Below are 19,253 nucleotides of genomic sequence, written 5' to 3' on the forward strand. Positions count from 1 at the left end.
TGATCGCAACAGGGCTTGTCAGGGCGGTCGATTGGCCACAGCCTCGCGCCTGCCACAGGGAAGGCGCATCTGCTTGAAAGGACAAGGCCATGACCGACAAGACATCGAGACGCGGCCTGGCTCCGCTGGCGACCGCCCTGTCCCTTGCCGCCTGCTACGGCACGCTGGCAGCGGTGGCGCTCCTCGGTGCGCTCGGGGTGGGTATCGCGCTCAATGAGGCGGTCTGGGCCGGGGCCATCGTGCTCTTTGCGGCGCTAGCGGTGGCGGCACTGGCGCTGCGGTGGCGGCGGCACGGGCGCGTGCTGCCGGTTGTGCTGGCCTTTGCCGGATTGGCGCTGATCGCCTTTGCGATGTATGTCAGCTATTCTCTGCCCACTGAGTTGGGCGGCTTCGCGCTCCTGTGCCTCGGAACCTGGGCCGATTGGCGCGGCGGGCGGGCATGAGCGGAGATAACCGTCCGCCCCTCCTGCGCGACAAGGATCGCGCCGCACCCTCGGCCTTCACACCCGAGAGCCTCTTGCGCGAGGCGCGGCGGCAGAAAGGGGCGGAGTCCGTCGCGGTGCCCGAAATATGCCTGCTCGATCCCGATGGCGATATCGTTCGTGCGCTCCGTGCGCAGGGGCGCATCCGGAGGCACGAGGGGTGGGTCTGCTACCACACCGAGATGTGGGTGTTCGACCTGGAGGGCCACGAGATCGGCGTCGTGGGCTGCGCCGTGGGCGCGCCCTTCGCGGTGCTGGTGGCGGAAGAGATGTTCGCCTCGGGCTGCCGGTTGCTGATCAGCGTCACCTCGTCCGGACAGATCACGCCGCAGGGCGCGCCGCCCTATTTCATCGTGATCGACCGGGCGTGGCGCGACGAGGGCACCAGCTATCACTACCTGCCGCCCGGCGATTGGAGCGCCGCGCCCGACCATCTCCTGTCAAGGCTGGAGGGTATGGAAGACGGCGGCCCCCGCGTGTTTACCGGTCCGACATGGACCACCGACGCGCCGTTCCGCGAGACTGAGGCGGCGATTGCCGCGGCCCGCACGCGCGGCATCCTCGCCGTCGAGATGGAGGCGGCGGGGCTTTACGCCTTCGCGGCGGCGCGCGGGCGCGACGTGCTCTGCCTCGCCCATGTCACCAACCAGATGGGGACCATCGAGGGCGACTTTGAGAAGGGCGAAGCTAATGGAACAGCGGATGCACTGGCCGTCGTTGTGCTGGTCGCGGATCGGCTCTGCTGATACGGGCTCAGCGCACGAGCGCGTTTGCGTCCGATAGGCCGATGCCGCTTCGCCGGAGCGCTGCGAGGCCGACACCTGCCATTGCAACACTCGCTCCGTCCAGCATCAGCCTGCGCCGACGATTCAGACGCTCAGGCGCTACGCCGGCATTGCGTCCAGTATTTCGCCGGGCGTTGCAAATGGGCTCGTATCCGAACCTCCAGAGGCGCGCGCGAAAGGCTACTCTGGCGAGGTGCGGCCAACGTCGTGTGTAAAGTCACAATGCAGTCTTGGCTGCGTGGACCGGTCGGATCGGCTGGAGCACGTGGGGCGCCCTTCGCGATCAGATAACTCGATCGCGCTGACTAAGCGTGAATGCCGGGCACTTGACCTACAACGCCCCATTACGGAAGACTACGAAGAAGCGCGGTGGCCGCCAGCCCGGCCGCGCGCTGCGCTACGCCGGAGGCTCCGCGCACGGCCTGTTACACCAAGCGTTGGGACACTACCCAGATTGACTTTACTGCTCAGTTGAAAGTCAGTAGACGGTCCGGATCAGACTCATCTGTGCGGAGATCAACTGATGCGTTCGAAAGTTGACGAAATTTCCTGTAGAGACGACGCAGGTCGAGCGGCAACGGTCGTCGAGTGGAAGATCGGCTCATCCAGTATCCACAGCCAATGCTGCGCGAGACAATTCACACTGGATGATGGATCGCCGGTCTCACCACTTGGTGGCAACTTTGAACATTTCTACAGTGGGCGAATCTACACGCCTGTATCGCACTAAGGCGAGTGTGTGGCGGGACGTCAGCTGAGACCAATCTGCAGCCACTGAAATGAAGGGCACGGTTCGTTATTATTCAGATAGCGAAGTTGGCGCGAGAAGACTAGAGAACTCGTCTGTCATTATGCTCGCACCGTGTGAGCCAAATTTGTGCAGCAGAAAGAATACGCCATAAACAGCGTGACAGGGTGCGTGAAAGCTGTCTTGTTGAACTGCATAGCGCCAGGCACTAGGCCAGTAGCAGCAGAAGAGGCCTGCATGCCCAGACAGAAAAATCGCAGTGTCGCCGTGATCGGGCTTGGCACCTTCGGCACGACCGTGGCCTCGGAACTGGCGCGTTTCGGCAATCACGTGCTTGGCATCGACACCGTCGAGCGCAATGTGTCACGTGTCGCCGACACGCTGGCAGAAGCCGTGATCGCCGACGGGCGTGACGAGCAGGCGTTGCGCGAGGCCGGTGTGGGCACTTACGACGTGGCCGTCGTGGCAATCGGCGAAGAGCTCGAGGCCAATATCCTGTGCACGATGAACGTCAAGCTGCTCGGCGTGCCGACGATCTGGGTCAAGGCGATGAGCCGCACGCATCATCGCATCCTCACGAAGCTGGGGGCCGACCGCGTCATCCAGCCGGAGCAAGAGATCGGACGGCACATCGCGCAGATGTTGCACAACCCGCTGGTGCGAGACTACGTCAGCCTCGGCAACGGCTTTCACGTCGTTGATTTCCGCGTGCCGGAGGGCCTCGACGGCAAACGTGTCGATGCGGTCGGGCTTGCGGATGGGTTCGAGCTGCGGTCGCTTGGCCTGATGCGGGGCAGCGAATTCATATCCTGCGAGTCGGGCGCGGCCGAACTTCAGACCGACGACAAATTGCTGCTGCTTGGCCGGAGAGAGAACCTGCGTCGCTTCGCGGACGGGCTCTGAGACGTGGCACGTGTTACCTGGAGCCGGCGGGGCGGCCGCCTTCGGATCCCGCCTCCCGCAATCCTCGCGGCGCTTTACGCGGTGTTGATCACCACCGGCGCGGTGTTGCTGAAACTGCCCGTCGCGACGCCTGAGCCGATCACATGGTCGGATGCGATCTTCACCGCCACCTCGGCTGTGACCGTGACCGGGCTGGTGGTGATCGACACCGGCAGCCAGCTGACGATCTTTGGGCAGGCGGTCGTGATGGCGCTGATCCAGCTGGGCGGGCTCGGGTTGATGACGTTTGCGGTGCTTGTGCTGTCGATGCTGGGGCTGCCGCTGAGCATGTCACACCGTATTTTCTTGCGGGAGGATCTGAACCAGACCTCGATCACCGACCTGATGAAACTGGTGCGCGGCATCCTGAAAGTGGTGCTGGCCTGCGAGCTTGTGGGAGTCATCCTGTTATCGTTTGTGTTCGTGCCGGAATTCGGCTGGCAGATGGGTCTGTGGCAGGCGCTGTTTCATACTGTCTCGGCCTTCAACAACGCAGGCTTCGCGCTTTTTCCGGACAGCCTGTCGCAATGGGTCGGTGACCCGATCATTAACCTAACCGTGCCGGCGCTTTTCATCTTCGGCGGGCTTGGCTTCATCGTCGTCACGGAACTTTACAGCAGGCGCAGCTGGCACGGATTCTCGCTACACACCAAGCTGATGGTGGTGGGCACCCTCGCGCTGATCGTCTGGTCGGTGATGGCATTCGCGGCCCTGGAATGGACAAATCCGGCCACGCTTGGCGGGCTCGATGGCACCGGGGCGCGGCTCTGGGCGAGCTGGTTCCAGGGGGTGACGACGCGCACCGCCGGGTTCAACACGGTGGATGTCGGCGGGATTCACGACAGCACGGCGATGATGTTCATGTCGCTGATGGTGATCGGCGGTGGCAGCACCTCGACGGCGGGGGGCATCAAGGTGACGACCTTCATCGTCCTGCTTCTGGCCACGATCGCGTTCTTCCGGCGGCGCACGCAGTTTCACGTCTTCGGCCGCAGCCTCGGGCCGGACGAGGTGATGAAGGTGCTCGCCCTGACCATGGTCAGTATGCTGACTGTCTTCATGGCGATTTTCCTGATCACGATCTCGCATGACGGGGATTTCCTGGACTTGGCCTTTGAGGTGACCTCGGCCTTCGGCACCGTCGGCCTGTCGCGCGGGGCGACGAGCGAGTTGGACGGGTTCGGTCGCGCGGTGATCATCGCAGTGATGTTCGTCGGTCGCGTCGGCCCACTGACGCTGGGGTTTTTCCTCGCCACACGGTCGAAACCGCGGCTTAGCTATCCGTCAAGCAAGGTCTATCTGGGATAGGGTCGTGTATCGGAGGATAGGCATTGGATGAATACTGGAACCAAAACGCATCCCCAATTAAAATTGGCAAAGAATCTAGGACTTCGAGTGCGTATCGGGATCCGGCGCGATGCGTCTCCGTAAGGAGTGAGCCATTCCTATCCCCGGGCCGGATTATTTTCGCCCAAGAGGTGGTGCTCCGAACGCGTGATCGCTCTTGCGCCTGCGCGACAGCGTCGGTCTAGTCATGCAGTCCAGCTATCACGCTGGATTCACGAGGCGAATCCCTCAAATGATTTGTGCACACCATCAACAAAGCCACCAAGAGGGGCCGGCATCAAGTCGAAGTTGACACCATTGAGTGTAAATGTCATTTCGTAGAAAATACGTAATGGTTTAAAGCCAGTCAGGTCTTTGCCCAGATCGCGGACCCTTGGTCAACCATACCTCGAAGCTTTTTCTCTGAGGATGAACATGGATCGGTGCCGGGCTGATAGATTGCCGAAGCACGTCCGGTAGAGTTGGCAGACGTGCCAGTTCAGCGTTTCTGAAAGCCGCTTTCACAAATGCGGCTAAACTAAAAAGTCGGTTGAGGCGGCCGGAACAGGCATATGGCGACAATTTCTCTGACGCTTCAGAACGTGAACGGCGATCCGTTCGCGGACGGAGGCAATATCAACATAACCACCGGGATCACTCTCGGTGCGGTATTCAACGAAACCTCCGGGTCGGTTTCGCTGGATACAGTGCTTCTCAATGACTCGGTGACCATTGGCGGGTTCACCTATTCCTACGACTATCTCGGGTCGGGTGATGTCAGGGGAGACCCGGGCCAGCCGGCGGCGTTCATCCGTGTCACGACTACGGAAGCCGGTGCGCCGATCGCAGTGGGCGAAACCTTCGCCATCGACCTCACCGGTCAGCCGGGCGATCCAGACTATCCAAATCTGCAAAACGGGAACACGAAGCTGCAGGTGGCAGACCTCGACGGAACGTCACCGACACAGTTCCCGGGCGTGCCCTGTTTCGTCGCGGGGACGCGCATCCGGATGCGTCAAGGCACAAAGGCCGTCGAAGAGATCGAGGTGGGCGACGAGGTCTGGACCCTCGATCATGGGTTTCAGCCGGTTCGCTGGGTGGGAGGAGCTGAAGTGGCCGCCCTTGGAACGCTCGCGCCGATCGAGTTCTCCCCTGGAAGTCTTGGAAACACGGAACGCCTGTGCGTGTCGCCACAGCACCGCATCCTGATACAAGGATGGCGGGCAGAACTGCTTCTCGGAACCGATCAGGTCCTCGTGGCGGCTTGTCACCTCGCCGACGCCGGTATGGCGCGACGCGTCCCCGGGGGGCGTGTGCGCTATTTCCATCTCAGGTTTGACCGGCATGAAATCATCGATGGCAATGGTGTGCTGTCCGAAAGCCTCTATTTCGGACGCGAGGGTCTGAGCACACTTCCGCGCGAGAGTATGCAGGAGTTGCTGGCGCTGTTTCCCGAACTCGCCGATGGGACCGACCTCGAGCTTGTCGCACGGCGGGTCGCCCGGAGCTATGAGGCATCGCTTCTCACAGCGTGAGCGACGGCATCATATTCCCGTATTGTCTCGCAGCTTCGCAGGAAGAAGAGTTCAGGAACAGGCATCCGCAAGACATCACGCGCGGCCCATCTGTATCATGTATCACGGGCCACGCGCGATGCCGTCAGACCTTCCTGCAGACGCGCCGGAGCAGTTGCACGCGACGAAGCGTCGGGCGCGGATCGCGGGTAGTGCCCCACCGGGTGGACGCCAGTTCCTACACCATTTCCTGGGGCACTATCGGATCGCGCCTGTTGCCGATCATCCGCGGGAACTCCACCCAAGCGACCTCGTTGTCGGTCAGGCCTTCGGGGCCGACCGAAAGCCGACGCGCGCAGGACGGTCCTTCCTTCGTGGACGTGCTGACGGATGCCTTCATGCGTCTACCGTCCAAAGATCGCCCGGATCGCCGCGCGGCCGCGGCTGGTCATGCGCGGATCGCTATGATCCGAGGCGTCGCGGATCTCCTGCAGCCAGCCGAGCTCGTTGCCGGTGACCGGCGTGCCCATGATCTCCACGAGCGCGTGCGCGGCGGTATCGCCTTCGATCTGCTCGAGCGTCAGGCGCAACAAATAGGCCGGATCGCATTCGAGTGCGCGCGCCAGGCTGGGCACGCGATCGAGCGGCAGCTTGCTGGAGCCGTTCTTCAGCATCGAGAGCATGTTGACGCTGACGAACCCGGCCTCGACGGCGATCTCGATCTGCGACTTCCGGGGCTTGAGCTCCAATACGCGCTTCTCGATGTATTTCGCGAGCCTGGTGTTTGAGTAAGGTTTCTTCGGCATTTTCTCCCCTTTTCAGTCAATTGTCTCACAGCGCATCAGCTGCTTGCTTTATTCATAGCAACGGTCTGACGGGGAACGGGCGGGAAACAAATTTAATCCCACAGCGCCACAGTTCTCTGGGGCACATGACGGAAATGCTGTTCGTGGACGAAAGCGCTGCTGGCAGCACGAGCGCCTGGCGCCTATTCCCTGTTGGAGCATGTTTCTCGAACAATTGGGGACCGGTCGGACCAGTTGGACAGTCCGGGTCAACGTAAGGTCCCGGACCACCCGGACCACCCGGACCACCCGGACCACCCGGACCACCCGGACCAACGGGACGCGCATATGCGCCGCGCGTCAAGAGCGGTCCAGGTGGTCCACCTGGTCCAGCGCGTTCGGGGATTGATTGCCAGATCATCCCCGAAAGCACCCAGGTTGCCTCATAGGTCAGTCGAGCAAGGCCGACCCTAGCTGAATTTTGCTATACATTGTGCTATACAATTTGCTTGACAATAAAATTGAAAGTTACTGTAAATCAGATATTTACGTTCATAAGATTATCAGGTTGTCGGACTTCGTCTCCGCCATTTCCATCCTGAATGCATGTTTTGAACATGTAATTTCCAACCCCGACCTGTGGTGCCCGCGCTTCTACCTACCTTTGCGAAAACCCGTGAACGAGGCGGACGAAACCCGCGCGGCCTCCTACACCACCCGGTGGGGCAATGCCTCGGCTTGTTTTCCCCTTTTCAGTCGGTTGCCTCACAACGCGTCAGATGCTTGGTTTGTTCACGGCAACGGCTTGTCTGGGGACGCTCGGGCGCAAGGTAGAATCAAACTCGCCGTGGCGTGTAGTAGGGTTGCGAAATAGGGAAGCCGCTTTGCCGAAGCAGCTGTCAGGGGACCTACGCACCCCTGAGGCGTAGTCCGCGCGGCAGCACACGCTGAGCGTTTCGCAGATCAGGTCATTGCTGGACCAGCTTGGTTTGCAGATCCATGCGTCGGGAACTGTGGTCTGCTCTGAATTCAGGCGGTTGATCCTGTCCATCCAGATGAAAGTTTCATGGCTGCAAGGCGCTCTCTAAAGCACTGACCTAGATAATTATTTTCAGATTTCAGATCTATGCAGGGCTACCGGTACCGTTACAGGCGGATCGCGGAGATGAGCCGTCCGTAATCCGCCTCGCCGGCATGGGTGGCGCGGCGGAAGGAATAGAACCGTTCCGGGTCGGCATATGTGCAGTGGCGTGTCCATTCCGCGTGCCCCACACCCGCCCGCCGCAATCGCGAGAGCCCGTATCCCGGCAGGTCGAACAGATAACGATCTGCCTCGCCGTTGGCGAAGAATCGCGCGCTATCGGGATCGTCGGCGAGGAAATCCTCTAGAAGTTCGGGGCCGACCTCGTAGTTGCGCTGGCTGATCGACGGCCCGATGACCGCGACGATGCGGGCGCGCTCCGCGCCCAACGCCTCCATCGCGTCGAGCGTCGCCTCCAGAACGCCATCGCGCGCCCCGCGCCAGCCCGCGTGGGCGACCCCGATCACGCCCGCCTCTCCATCGGCAATCAGCACCGGCTGGCAATCGGCGGTCAGGACCGCGAGCGCGAGGCCCGGGGTGGCGGTGACGATGGCATCGGCGCGCGGGCGCGTGTCGAGCGGGGCGGTAACGCTCACCACGTCTGCGGAATGCACCTGGTGGACGGTCACGAGATGGTCCGGCACGACCTGCATGGCGCAGGCAACGCGGCTGCGGTTGATGCTGACGATCTCGCTCTGGTCCGACGAGCCCGGCCCACAATTGAGCCCCGAGAAAATCCCCGACGACGCCCCGCCCCGCCGGGTAAAGAACCCGTGCTTCAGCGGCGCGAGCGCGTCAGCGGTGATGATTTCCAGCGTCATGGCTCCAGTCCGGGTGGCGGTGCCGCGCCGGGTGGCATGAGGCCCAGCACCTTGAAGAGCGTCCCCATTTCCCCTGCCCCGGTCAAGCGGCGAAATGCGGACATGTGGCTCTCGAGCGCCGCCCCCGACAGCCCACTCGCCAGCGCCTCGGCCCGCGCGCCAATCCCTAGCCGGGCGAGGAACGCGCCCTGCCGGCAGAGGCGGGCGTGTGCGGCGGGGGCGGCGGCAAGGGCAAGCGCCTCGAAATCCACATGAGCCGTGAGATCGGCCTCGCCTGGGGCGGCGAGCGGATCGGCGGGCGCATGGCACGCCACCGCCTGAAACGTGTCGCCCAGCGAGCGCCAATCGCCGTAATCCACGATCAGCGCCGCGCCGCCGCGCGCGGCGATCCGCGCGCCGATTTCGGCGGCGATGACGGTGCCGGGCGCGCAGGTCTCGACGACGTCGTCCTCGCGTGTATCCTCCAGCCGATGCGCGAGCTCCGGGCGCTTGCCCTCGGGGCCGAGGCCGAGCGTCAGGGCGTCACCGTCAAGCCCCACCACCCGCTCGCGCCAGCCATTGCCCGCACGCTGGAACTGCCGGATCGGCAGCGCGTCGAAGAACTCGTTGGCGACGAGGTAGAGGGGAGAGTCCGGCAGATCCGTCACCTGGTCGCACCACGTCACGTCATCGCGCGCCAGCGTGACCGCCTGCACCTCACGCAAGGCGGGTGACGTCTCGACTAGATGGAGGCGGAGCGCACCGTGAAAGCCCGGCACGCCGCGGGTGGCGCGCAGCAGGTCGGTCATCAGCGTGCCGCGGCCAGGGCCAAGCTCGGCCAGCACGAAGGGCGTGGGCGCGCCCTGGTCCAGCCAGCATTGCGCGAGGCTGAGGCCCACAAGCTCGCCGAACATCTGGCTCATTTCCGGCGCGGTGGTGAAATCGCCCGAGACACCGAGCGGATCGCGGCGGGTGTAATAGCCGTGCTCGGGGTGCATGAGGCACGCGGACATGTAATCGCCGAGGTTCATCGGGCCGGTGGCGGCGATCCGGGTGGCAAGCTTCTCGGCAAGCGGCGTCATGCGAGTGTCCGACCACTGTGCCGCGCCCAGAACACCATGCCGAGACCGAAAGCGATCATCGGCAGCGACAGCGTCTGCCCCATGGTCAGGCCATAACCTTCCACGTGAAAGGCGAGCCCCAACGGGTTACCCGGAGAGACGAACTGTGCGTCCGGCTGGCGCACGAACTCGACGACGAAGCGCGCGGCGCCGTAGCCCGCGAAGAACACGCCCGTGAGCGTGCCGGGAAAGCGCAGCGCCCCGCGCCGCCAACCCAGCCACAGCAGCACCGCCCCGAGGATCAACCCCTCGAGCGCCGCCTCGTAGAGCTGCGAGGGGTGCCGCGCACAGAGCCCCGCAACGCCTGCGCAATCCTGCGCCGCCGCGCCCGGAAAGATCACGCCCCAGGGCAGGTCCGTGGGCCGCCCCCAAAGCTCGGCATTGATGAAATTCGCGATCCGGCCCAGCAGGAGGCCCACGGGCGTCACCATGCAGAGCGCGTCGGCGACCGAGATCCAGTTGATCCCGCGCGCCCGCGAAAACAGGATCACCGCAAGCACGACACCCAGAAGCCCGCCGTGAAACGCCATGCCCCCCTGCCAGACCTGCAGGACCTGGCCCGGATTGGCGAGATAATAGCCCGGCTGGTAGAACAGCACATAGCCCAGCCGCCCGCCGAAGATCACACCGAGGATCACCCATGAGAGCAGATCCTCCACGTCCTTGGGTTCCATCGGCGCGCGATCACCGGGCCAGAGCGCCGGGCGGCGCATGGCGGCCACCACGATGCGCCAGCCTATGACAATCCCCGCGATATACGCCAGCGCGTACCAGCGCAGGGCGAATTCCATGCCGAAAAGCGTGACCGACACGATCTCGGGGCTGATCTCGGGAAAGGTGATTGACGCCTGCATAAGCGTGTCTGTGCCTCTCGCGCGCGGGGAAAGTCAACCTTGTGATCAGGGGTATGCGAGCCATATACACGGGAGAGTGAAAATGCCGGAGACAAGCGATGCAGACGCGAAACAAGGTGCTCGACGATCTGAGCCAATTGATGACCAACGCGATGGGCGTGGCGCAGGGCGCGCGTACCGAGGCCGAGACAGCGATGAAATCGCTGATCGACCGGTGGCTGGCCGAGCAGGACTTTGTAACCCGCGAGGAATTTGACGCGGTGCGCGCGATGGCGCAGAAGGCGCGCGAGGAGAACGAGGCGCTCAGGGCACGCATCGAAGCGCTGGAAAAGCGCGACGTTTGAGGGCGGGCCTTTTGTGATCACAAAAGCGCGCCCTGGCAGGCATTACCTGCGGAGGGCAAGGCGATTCCAAGGGCTTGCCCACATCGTGAGTCGCGGCCGCTGGCATCATATATTGTGATCACACGGAATTTTACGTGATCACAAATGAGCGTTTATTGCGGCGAATCGCCCGTATCGGCCTATTTCCTCCTCGTAACAGGTGACAGGGGCGACAAAACCCGTCAGAACGGGGACAGCCAGAGCAGGCCCTGTGCCGCCGCCGAACATCAAGGAGGTTCTCCATGGCCGAGACCACAGAGGTTGAACGCCCGCTTTCCCCCCATTTGCAGATCTACCGCCCTCAGATGACCTCGATCAGTTCGATCCTGACGCGGATCACCGGCAACGCGTTGATCGTGGCCGCCGCGCTGATCGTCTGGTGGCTGCTCGCCGCGGCGACATCCGAGAGCTATTTCACCACTGCCGACGCGGTTATGACCTCCTGGTTCGGCGACCTGGTGATGACGCTGTCGCTCTGGGCGGTGTGGTACCACTACCTTGCCGGGCTGCGGCATCTCTATTTCGACGCGGGCAAGGGGCTCGACATCGAGACGGCGGAGCGGCTCGGCTGGGCCTGCATCATCGGCTCGGTCGTTCTCACCGTCATCACTCTGCTTCTGGTCTGAGGAGGGAAACATGCGCTATCTCACCGCACGCAAACGCGCCGAAGGCAAGGGCGCGGCCGGCACCGGGACCGAGCATTTCTGGTACATGAAGATGAGCGGCGTGGGCCTAGCGCTGATCATCCCCGTCTTCCTCGTGGCCTTCGGGCGTGCCGTCGGCGGCACCCGGGAGGAGGTGCTCGCCACCTTCGCGCATCCCGCAATGGCCCTCCTGACCGGCCTCGTGATCTTCTTCGGGCTGCGCCATTTCGCATCAGGGGCACAGACCATGATCGAGGATTACGCCCACGGCAGCACCCGCCGCGCGCTTGTTATCTTCACCACCATTCTAAGTTACGGGCTGATCGCCACCGGGCTCTTTGCCCTTGCCAAGATCGCGCTGTGAGGGACTGACACTATGGCCGCATACGAATACGAGACGCATGATTACGATGTCGTGGTTGTGGGGGCCGGGGGAGCCGGGCTGCGCGCAACACTCGGCATGGCCGAACAGGGGCTGCGCACCGCCTGCGTGACCAAGGTGTTCCCGACCCGCTCACACACCGTGGCCGCACAAGGCGGCATTGCCGCGAGCCTGGGCAACATGGGCCCCGATAGCTGGCAGTGGCATATGTATGACACCATCAAGGGGTCGGATTGGCTGGGCGATACCGACGCGATGGAATACCTCGCGCGCGAGGCCCCCAAGGCCGTCTACGAGTTGGAGCATTACGGTGTGCCGTTCTCGCGGACCGAGGAGGGCAAGATCTATCAGCGTCCCTTTGGCGGCCACACCACCGAATTCGGTGAGGGGCCGCCGGTGCAGCGCACCTGCGCCGCCGCCGACCGGACCGGCCACGCGATCCTGCACACGCTTTATGGGCAGAGCCTGAAGGAAAAAGCCGAGTTCTACATCGAGTATTTCGCCATCGACCTGATCATGACCGATGGCGCCTGCACCGGCGTGGTGTGCTGGAAGCTGGATGATGGCACGATGCATGTTTTCAACGCCAAGATGGTGGTTCTGGCGACGGGCGGCTATGGCCGGGCGTTTTTCAATTGCACGTCAGCGCATACATGTACCGGTGACGGCAATGGTATGGTGGCCCGCGCCGGGCTGCCGCTACAAGACATGGAGTTCGTGCAGTTCCATCCCACGGGTGTGTTTGGCCCCGGAATGCTGATCACCGAGGGCGCGCGCGGCGAGGGCGGGTATCTGACAAATTCCGAGGGCGAACGGTTCATGGAGCGTTATGCGCCCAACTACAAGGATCTGGCCCCACGAGACTATGTCAGTCGCTGCATGACCATGGAAATCCGCGAAGGGCGTGGCGTTGGTCGCGACGGGGATCATATCCACCTGAATCTGAGCCACTTGCCGCCCGAAGCGCTGAACCTGCGCCTGCCGGGAATTTCGGAAACCGCCAAGATCTTTGCCGGCGTCGACGTCACCAAGGAGCCGATCCCGGTGCTGCCCACGGTGCACTACAACATGGGTGGCATACCGGCGAATTACTGGGGCGAGGTGATCAACCCCGCCAAGGACGACCCGCACGCCGTGGTCCCCGGCCTGATGGCCGTGGGCGAGGCCGCCTGTGCATCGGTGCATGGCGCGAACCGGCTTGGGTCGAATTCTCTGATCGACCTCGTGGTGTTCGGTCGTGCCGCCGCGATTCGCGCGGGCAAGGTGGTGGATGCCGAAAGCGCCGTTCCGGCAACCAACAAGGCCGAAGTCGACAAGGCGCTCGACCGGTTCGACAAGCTGCGCCATGCGGATGGCGCGGTGCCCACCGCCGACCTGCGGCTGGAGATGCAAAAGACCATGCAGGAAGACGCCGCCGTCTTCCGCACCTCCGAAACGCTGGCCAACGGCGTCGACAAGATGAAGGGCGTGGCCGCCAAGGTGGCCGATCTCAAGGTCACCGACCGCAGCCTCGTCTGGAACTCGGACCTTATGGAAACGCTGGAGCTGACCAACCTTATGCCCTGCGCGCTCGCCACGATCTTTGGCGCCGAGGCGCGGCACGAAAGCCGCGGTGCCCACGCGCATGAGGATCACCCCAAGCGCGACGACAAGAAATGGCGCGTGCACACCATCGCACGGATCGGCGAGACGAATGTCGATCTGAGCTATCGCCCGATCATAGAGGACCCGATCACCCCCGAGGACGCCGGCGGCATCAGCCTCAAGAAGATCGCGCCCAAAGAGCGCACGTTCTAAGGAGACGGATCATGGTTCAATTCACCCTGCCCAAGAATTCCAAGATCACCACCGGCAAGACGTGGCCCAAGCCCGAAGGGGCCTCCGACCCGCGCAAATTCACGATCTACCGCTGGAACCCGGATGACGCGCAGAACCCGCGGGTGGATACCTATTTCGTCGATCTCGACGATTGTGGTCCGATGGTTCTGGATGCGCTGATTTACATCAAGAACAAGATCGACCCGACACTGACCTTCCGCCGGTCCTGCCGCGAGGGGATTTGCGGGTCGTGCGCGATGAATATCGACGGGATCAACACGCTCGCGTGCATCTACGGCATGGACGAAATCAAGGGTGACGTGAAGATCTACCCGCTGCCGCATATGCCGGTGGTCAAGGACCTGATCCCGGATCTCACGCATTTCTACGCGCAGCACGAGAGCATCATGCCGTGGCTTGAAACCAAGACCAACCGGCCCGCGAAGGAGTGGAAGCAGTCCATCGAGGATCGCGAAAAGCTTGACGGGCTTTACGAATGCGTGATGTGCGCCTGCTGCTCGACCTCCTGCCCGTCCTACTGGTGGAATGGCGACAAGTATCTGGGGCCCGCCGCCCTGCTGCACGCCTATCGCTGGATCATCGATTCACGCGACGAGGCGACGGGCGAGCGCCTGGATGATCTTGAGGATCCGTTCAAACTCTATCGCTGCCACACGATCATGAACTGCACCAAAACCTGCCCCAAGGGCCTCAACCCCGCCAAGGCGATCGCAGAGATCAAGAAGATGATGGTCGAGCGGGTGGTGTAACCGGCGTCGCGCGCGAGGCTGACCAACGGAAAGACCCCGGCTCCCAGGCCGGGGTCTTGTTGTATCCCCCGCATCGTCGCGATTGTCGTCTGGCGGCATTTCTGAAATGCTGCACGCGTCGGTGAGGAGCGTGATGGACCCCGCATGAAAATCGAACAGACCCCGCTTTCCGGTGTGGTGGTGCTCACCCCCGCGCGGTTCGGCGACAGCCGCGGCTTCTTTTCCGAGACGTGGAATCGCAGACGCATGGCAGAGGCGGGGTTCGACATTGATTTCGTGCAGGATAACCACTCGTTCTCGCCACGGATGGGCACGATGCGGGGCCTGCACTACCAATCCCCGCCCCGCGCACAGGCCAAGCTGGTGCGCTGCGGGCGCGGGCGGCTATTCGACGTGGCGGTGGATATCCGTCGGGGCAGCCCGACCTGCGGGCGCTGGTTCGGGGTGGAGCTTAGCTTCGGGAACGGACGGCAGATACTGATCCCCGAGGGGTTCCTGCACGGCTTTGTCACGCGCGAGCCGGAGACCGAGATCATCTACAAGTGCAGCGATCACTACGCGCCCGAGTGCGACGGCACGGTGCGCTTCGACGATCCCGATATCGGGATCGACTGGGGCTTGGATGACGTGACCCCGATCCTGTCGGACAAGGACGCCGCAGCCCCGGCCTTCGCCGAACTCAACTCGCCGTTCGAGTGGAAAGGGTAGGCCATGCGTATCCTGGTCACCGGCGGCTGCGGGTTCATCGGCTCGGCGGTGGTGCGGCTGGCCGTGGCGCGCGGGCACGAGGTGATCAACCTGGACGCGCTCACCTATGCCGCCTGCCCCGAGAACGTTGCCGAAGTCGCCGCGAGCCCGCTCTATACCTTCGAGCACGCCGATATCCGCGACCGCGCGGCGCTCGACCGCATCTTTGCCGCCCACGCGCCGGACGCGGTGATGCACCTCGCCGCCGAGAGCCATGTCGACCGCTCGATCGACGGGCCCGGCACCTTTGTCGAGACCAATATCACCGGCACCTACAACATGCTCGAGGCCGCGCGCGCGCATTGGACGAACGCGGGCACACCCGGGGCGTTCCGCTTTCACCATATCTCCACCGACGAGGTCTACGGCTCGCTCGGGGCCGAGGGGCAATTCACCGAAGACACCCCCTATGACCCGCACAGCCCCTATGCGGCGTCCAAGGCGGCCTCCGATCACCTCGTGCGCGCGTGGCACGAGACCTATGGCCTGCCGGTGGTACTCAGCAACTGTTCCAACAATTACGGCCCCTGCCAATTCCCCGAAAAGCTCATCCCGGTGGTGATCCTCAACGCGCTGGCGGGCACGCCGCTGCCGATCTACGGGGACGGTGCCAACGTGCGCGACTGGCTCTATGTCGAGGACCACGCCGACGCGCTTTTGCTGGTGGTGGAAAAGGGCACCGTCGGGCGCAGCTACAATATCGGCGGCGAGAGCGAGCGCAGCAATCTCGAACTGGTGCGGACGCTTTGCGGCATTCTCGATGCGTTGCGGCCGAAGGTGCGCGGCTCTCACGCCGATCGGATCACCTTCGTCACCGACCGCCCGGGCCATGACGCGCGCTATGCCATCGACCCCAGCCGCATCCGCGACGAGCTTGGCTGGCGGCCCTCGGTAACCCTTGAAGAGGGGCTGAAACGCACAGTGCAGTGGTATCTCGACAACGAGCCGTGGTGGCGCGCGCTTCTGGATCGCGAGGGCGTGGGCACACGGCTGGGCGTGACGGCATGAGGATCCTGGTCCTTGGCCGCACCGGGCAGCTTGGCACCGGGATCGCGCGCCGGGTGCCGCGCGGCGTGAGGCTCGACATGTCCGGGCGCGACCGGGCCGATCTCGAAGCGCCGGAGACCTGTGCCGCACTCATCCGTGAAACCGTCCCCGACGCCGTCATCAACGCCGCCGCCTACACCGCCGTCGACCGCGCCGAGGAAGAAGAGGACCGCGCCACTCGCGTCAATGCTGCCGCCCCCGGCGCGATGGCCGCCGAATGTGCGGTGCTCGGCATCCCGCTCGTTCACATCTCGACCGATTACGTTTTTGACGGGGCAGGCAGCGAACCGTGGCAGCCGGGCGACATCCCCGCCCCGCTCGGGGCCTACGGGCGCAGCAAACTGACGGGCGAGATGGCGGTGCGCGAGAGCGGCGCGGCGCACGCGATCCTGCGCACGTCCTGGGTGGTCTCGGCGCATGGCAGCAATTTCGTGCGCACCATGCTGCGGCTGGCGCGCGAGCGGGACAGCCTGCGCGTCGTCGCCGATCAGGTCGGCGGGCCGACGCCCGCGAACGCCCTGGCCGATGCCTGCCTGCGCATCGCCGCGTCATTGCGCGCCGAGCCGGGCAAGACCGGCACCTACCATTTCTCGGGCGCACCCGAGACCTCCCGCGCCGGGTTCGCCCGCGCGATTTTCGACATGGCGTGCATCGCCTGCCCGGTCGAGGACATCCCGACCGCCGACTACCCCACCCCGGCGCGACGTCCACTCAATTCGCGGCTCGATTGCCGCGCGACGCGCGACGCCTTTGGCCTCGAACAGCCCGACTGGCGAGACGGGCTGCGCGACATCCTGACAGAGCTTGGAGACATTTCACGATGACGACACGCAAGGGCATCATCCTCGCGGGCGGTTCCGGCACGCGGCTTTTTCCCATCACCATCGCGGTGTCGAAGCAGCTCCTGCCGCTCTATGACAAGCCAATGATCTATTACCCGCTGTCGGTGCTGATGCTGGCGGGCATACGCGACATCGCGATCATCACGACGCCGCAGGACCGCGAGCAGTTCACGCGGCTCCTGGGCGATGGCAGCCAATGGGGTGTCGCGTTCACGTATATCGAACAACCCTCACCCGATGGGCTGGCGCAGGCCTACCTGCTGGCCGAAGATTTCCTGGACGGCGACCCTTCGGCCATGGTGCTGGGCGACAACATCTTTTTCGGTCATGGCCTGCCCGAGATGTTGGCACGCGCTACGGCACAAGATACCGGCGGCACCGTCTTCGGCTATCGCGTGGCCGACCCCGAACGTTATGGCGTGGTGGATTTCGACGCGGAGGGCGTCGTTCGCGCGATCATCGAAAAACCCGAGACGCCGCCGTCGCATTACGCGGTAACCGGGCTCTATTTCCTCGACGGCACCGCCCCGGAACGCGCCCGTGCCGTCACCCCGTCGGATCGTGGTGAACTCGAGATCACCACCCTCCTGCAGGGCTACCTCCGGGACGGGGCGCTCGACGTTCAAAAGATGGGACGCGGCTTTGCCTGGCTCGATACCGGGACGCATGGCAGCCTGCTGGACGCGGGCAATTTCGTGCGCACCCTGACCGAGCGGCAGGGGCTTCAGGTGGGCTCTCCCGACGAGATCGCCTTTCGCGCGGGCTGGATTGATGCGGCGGCGCTGCGCGCGCGCGCCGAGGCATTTGCCAGGAATGCCTATGGCAGCTATCTCGCAGGCGTCGCCGGATGATCCGGTCCGCACACCCACTCATGCAGGAGCCCGCCTGATGACCCTCCTCCCCCTTCCACTGCTGCGCCGCCTCTTTGATGAGGCCGTCGCCGCCGCCGACCCGATGCGCAGCCTTGCCGCGCACCTGCCGCCAAGACCCCGGGGGCGCTGTGTGGTCGTGGGCGCGGGCAAGGCGAGCGCGCGCATGGCCGAGGCGGTCGAGGCGGAATGGGGCCCCTGCGAGGGGCTGGTGATCACGCGCTACGGCTATGGACGGCCCTGCGACGGTGTCGAGATCGTCGAGGCGGCGCACCCGGTGCCGGACGAGGCGGGGCGCGCGGCCACCGGGCGGATGCTGCGGCTGCTAGAAGGGCTGGGAGAGGACGACACGGTGCTGGCGCTCATCTCGGGCGGGGCGTCGTCGCTTCTGGTGCAGCCGGCGGGTGCGATGACGCTGGCGGACAAGCGGGCGGTCAACGAAGGCTTGCTGGCCTCGGGCGCGCCGATCGGACACATGAACCTGATCCGCAAGCACCTGTCATCGGTCAAGGGCGGGCAGCTTGCCGCCGCCGCGTATCCGGCGCGGATGCGGGCGCTCATGATTTCGGACGTGCCGGGGGACGATCCGGCGATGATCGGCTCGGGCCCGACCGTGGGCGAGCCGGGCACGGCGGCACAGGCGCGCGAGCTGGTGGCACGCTACGGCATCGCCTTGCCCGCCTCGGCGCGGGCGGTTCTGGACGGGGAAAGCGGCGTCATCCCGCCCGGCGATCCGCGCCTTTCGAGGGTCGAGAACGTGGTATTTGCCGCGCCTTCTCAATCACTTGACGCCGCTGCCGGGGTGGCTCGGGACGCGGGCATCCGGGTGGAGACACTTGGCGACGACCTCGAAGGCGAGGCGCGCGAAGTGGCGCGCGCGCATGCGGCATTGGCGCGCGAGACGCAGGCACGGCTGGCGCCCGGAGCTGCGCCGGTGCTGCTGATGTCGGGCGGGGAATTGACCGTCACCCGGCGGGGCGACGGGGTGGGCGGGCCGAACGCGGAATATGCGTTGGCGCTGGCACTACATCTGGAGGGGGCGGCGGGGATTCATGCCGTCGCTTGCGATACCGACGGGGTGGACGGAGCTGCTGAGGTGGCCGGGGCGACCGTTGCGCCCGACACGCTGGCGCGGGCACGGGCGGCGGGCGTCGACCCGGCGGAAGCGCTGGCGCGCAACGATGCGCATGGTTTCTTTGCCGCCATCGGCGATCAGGTGATCACCGGCCCGACGCTGACCAATGTCAACGATTTCCGCGCCATCCTGATTGCCCCTGCGTGACGCGGCGTCGGCGCGCACACGGGTCGCGCGG

Annotated in this window: 19 protein-coding genes; 15 read left to right on the forward strand and 4 right to left on the reverse strand. The window is 64.3% G+C overall.

Going from position 1 to position 19,253, the window contains the following annotated elements:
- The first annotated feature begins 89 nt into the window (after positions 1-89).
- The 5 genes from ACFFU4_RS04405 to ACFFU4_RS04425 all read left to right on the forward strand — a co-directional run bounded on the left by ACFFU4_RS04405 (position 90) and on the right by ACFFU4_RS04425 (position 5,818).
- The gene (locus tag ACFFU4_RS04405; protein ID WP_377067439.1) at positions 90-443 is read left to right on the forward strand and encodes a MerC family mercury resistance protein; all 354 of its coding nucleotides are present in this window, start codon (positions 90-92) and stop codon (positions 441-443) included.
- Positions 440-1,228, forward strand: a complete 789-nt coding sequence (locus ACFFU4_RS04410; protein ID WP_377067441.1) for a nucleoside phosphorylase — start codon at positions 440-442, stop codon at positions 1,226-1,228. The genes ACFFU4_RS04405 and ACFFU4_RS04410 overlap by 4 nt, the downstream gene beginning before the upstream one ends.
- A gap of 1,024 nt (positions 1,229-2,252) precedes the next feature.
- Positions 2,253-2,918, forward strand: a complete 666-nt coding sequence (locus ACFFU4_RS04415) for a potassium channel family protein (RefSeq protein ID WP_377067443.1) — start codon at positions 2,253-2,255, stop codon at positions 2,916-2,918.
- Between the two features lie 81 nt (positions 2,919-2,999).
- A complete protein-coding gene (locus ACFFU4_RS04420) occupies positions 3,000-4,265 on the forward strand; it encodes a TrkH family potassium uptake protein (RefSeq protein WP_377067445.1) in 1,266 nt (421 codons plus the stop codon).
- A gap of 590 nt (positions 4,266-4,855) precedes the next feature.
- Positions 4,856-5,818, forward strand: a complete 963-nt coding sequence (locus ACFFU4_RS04425) for a Hint domain-containing protein (RefSeq protein ID WP_377067447.1) — start codon at positions 4,856-4,858, stop codon at positions 5,816-5,818.
- A 383-nt stretch (positions 5,819-6,201) separates the two neighbouring features.
- Here ACFFU4_RS04425 and ACFFU4_RS04430 read toward each other — a convergent pair whose 3' ends face one another.
- The 4 genes from ACFFU4_RS04430 to lgt form a co-directional block, all read right to left on the reverse strand.
- Positions 6,202-6,603, reverse strand: coding sequence for a helix-turn-helix domain-containing protein (locus ACFFU4_RS04430; protein WP_377067449.1), 402 nt, complete (start codon positions 6,601-6,603; stop codon positions 6,202-6,204).
- Positions 6,604-7,728: 1,125 nt separating this feature from the next.
- The gene (gene pgeF, locus ACFFU4_RS04435) at positions 7,729-8,484 is read right to left on the reverse strand and encodes a peptidoglycan editing factor PgeF (protein WP_377067451.1); all 756 of its coding nucleotides are present in this window, start codon (positions 8,482-8,484) and stop codon (positions 7,729-7,731) included.
- Complete coding sequence (locus ACFFU4_RS04440; RefSeq protein WP_377067453.1) at positions 8,481-9,545, reverse strand: class I SAM-dependent methyltransferase; 1,065 nt, start codon at positions 9,543-9,545, stop codon at positions 8,481-8,483. The genes pgeF and ACFFU4_RS04440 overlap by 4 nt, the downstream gene beginning before the upstream one ends.
- The gene (lgt, locus tag ACFFU4_RS04445; protein ID WP_377067455.1) at positions 9,542-10,438 is read right to left on the reverse strand and encodes a prolipoprotein diacylglyceryl transferase; all 897 of its coding nucleotides are present in this window, start codon (positions 10,436-10,438) and stop codon (positions 9,542-9,544) included. Before lgt ends, ACFFU4_RS04440 begins: the two co-directional genes overlap by 4 nt.
- Positions 10,439-10,536: 98 nt before the next feature.
- Here lgt and ACFFU4_RS04450 point away from each other — a divergent pair, with 98 nt between their 5' ends.
- The 10 genes from ACFFU4_RS04450 to ACFFU4_RS04495 all read left to right on the forward strand — a co-directional run bounded on the left by ACFFU4_RS04450 (position 10,537) and on the right by ACFFU4_RS04495 (position 19,222).
- Positions 10,537-10,782 carry an accessory factor UbiK family protein gene (locus ACFFU4_RS04450; protein ID WP_377067457.1) on the forward strand — a complete coding sequence of 82 codons (246 nt, stop codon included), beginning with the start codon at positions 10,537-10,539 and terminating at the stop codon, positions 10,780-10,782.
- Positions 10,783-11,063: 281 nt separating this feature from the next.
- Positions 11,064-11,447 carry a succinate dehydrogenase, cytochrome b556 subunit gene (sdhC, locus tag ACFFU4_RS04455; RefSeq protein ID WP_377067459.1) on the forward strand — a complete coding sequence of 128 codons (384 nt, stop codon included), beginning with the start codon at positions 11,064-11,066 and terminating at the stop codon, positions 11,445-11,447.
- Positions 11,448-11,457: 10 nt separating this feature from the next.
- Complete coding sequence (sdhD, locus tag ACFFU4_RS04460) at positions 11,458-11,829, forward strand: succinate dehydrogenase, hydrophobic membrane anchor protein (protein WP_377067461.1); 372 nt, start codon at positions 11,458-11,460, stop codon at positions 11,827-11,829.
- A 12-nt stretch (positions 11,830-11,841) separates the two neighbouring features.
- Entirely contained in the window at positions 11,842-13,644 is a 1,803-nt protein-coding gene (gene sdhA / locus ACFFU4_RS04465; protein ID WP_377067463.1) for a succinate dehydrogenase flavoprotein subunit, read from the forward strand.
- Positions 13,645-13,655: 11 nt separating this feature from the next.
- Positions 13,656-14,435, forward strand: a complete 780-nt coding sequence (locus tag ACFFU4_RS04470) for a succinate dehydrogenase iron-sulfur subunit (protein ID WP_377067465.1) — start codon at positions 13,656-13,658, stop codon at positions 14,433-14,435.
- A 144-nt stretch (positions 14,436-14,579) separates the two neighbouring features.
- A complete protein-coding gene (rfbC, locus tag ACFFU4_RS04475; protein ID WP_377067467.1) occupies positions 14,580-15,143 on the forward strand; it encodes a dTDP-4-dehydrorhamnose 3,5-epimerase in 564 nt (187 codons plus the stop codon).
- Positions 15,144-15,146: 3 nt separating this feature from the next.
- The gene (gene rfbB / locus ACFFU4_RS04480; protein ID WP_377067469.1) at positions 15,147-16,190 is read left to right on the forward strand and encodes a dTDP-glucose 4,6-dehydratase; all 1,044 of its coding nucleotides are present in this window, start codon (positions 15,147-15,149) and stop codon (positions 16,188-16,190) included.
- The gene (gene rfbD, locus ACFFU4_RS04485) at positions 16,187-17,053 is read left to right on the forward strand and encodes a dTDP-4-dehydrorhamnose reductase (protein ID WP_377067471.1); all 867 of its coding nucleotides are present in this window, start codon (positions 16,187-16,189) and stop codon (positions 17,051-17,053) included. The genes rfbB and rfbD overlap by 4 nt, the downstream gene beginning before the upstream one ends.
- Complete coding sequence (gene rfbA / locus ACFFU4_RS04490) at positions 17,050-17,922, forward strand: glucose-1-phosphate thymidylyltransferase RfbA (protein ID WP_377067473.1); 873 nt, start codon at positions 17,050-17,052, stop codon at positions 17,920-17,922. The genes rfbD and rfbA overlap by 4 nt, the downstream gene beginning before the upstream one ends.
- A 37-nt stretch (positions 17,923-17,959) precedes the next feature.
- Positions 17,960-19,222 (forward strand): glycerate kinase type-2 family protein, encoded by a 1,263-nt coding sequence (locus ACFFU4_RS04495; protein ID WP_377067475.1) that lies wholly within the window; start codon positions 17,960-17,962, stop codon positions 19,220-19,222.
- Positions 19,223-19,253 lie beyond the last annotated feature (31 nt).

It is taken from the genome of Roseovarius ramblicola, from assembly GCF_042430665.1.
GTDB classification, from domain to species: domain Bacteria; phylum Pseudomonadota; class Alphaproteobacteria; order Rhodobacterales; family Rhodobacteraceae; genus Roseovarius; species Roseovarius ramblicola.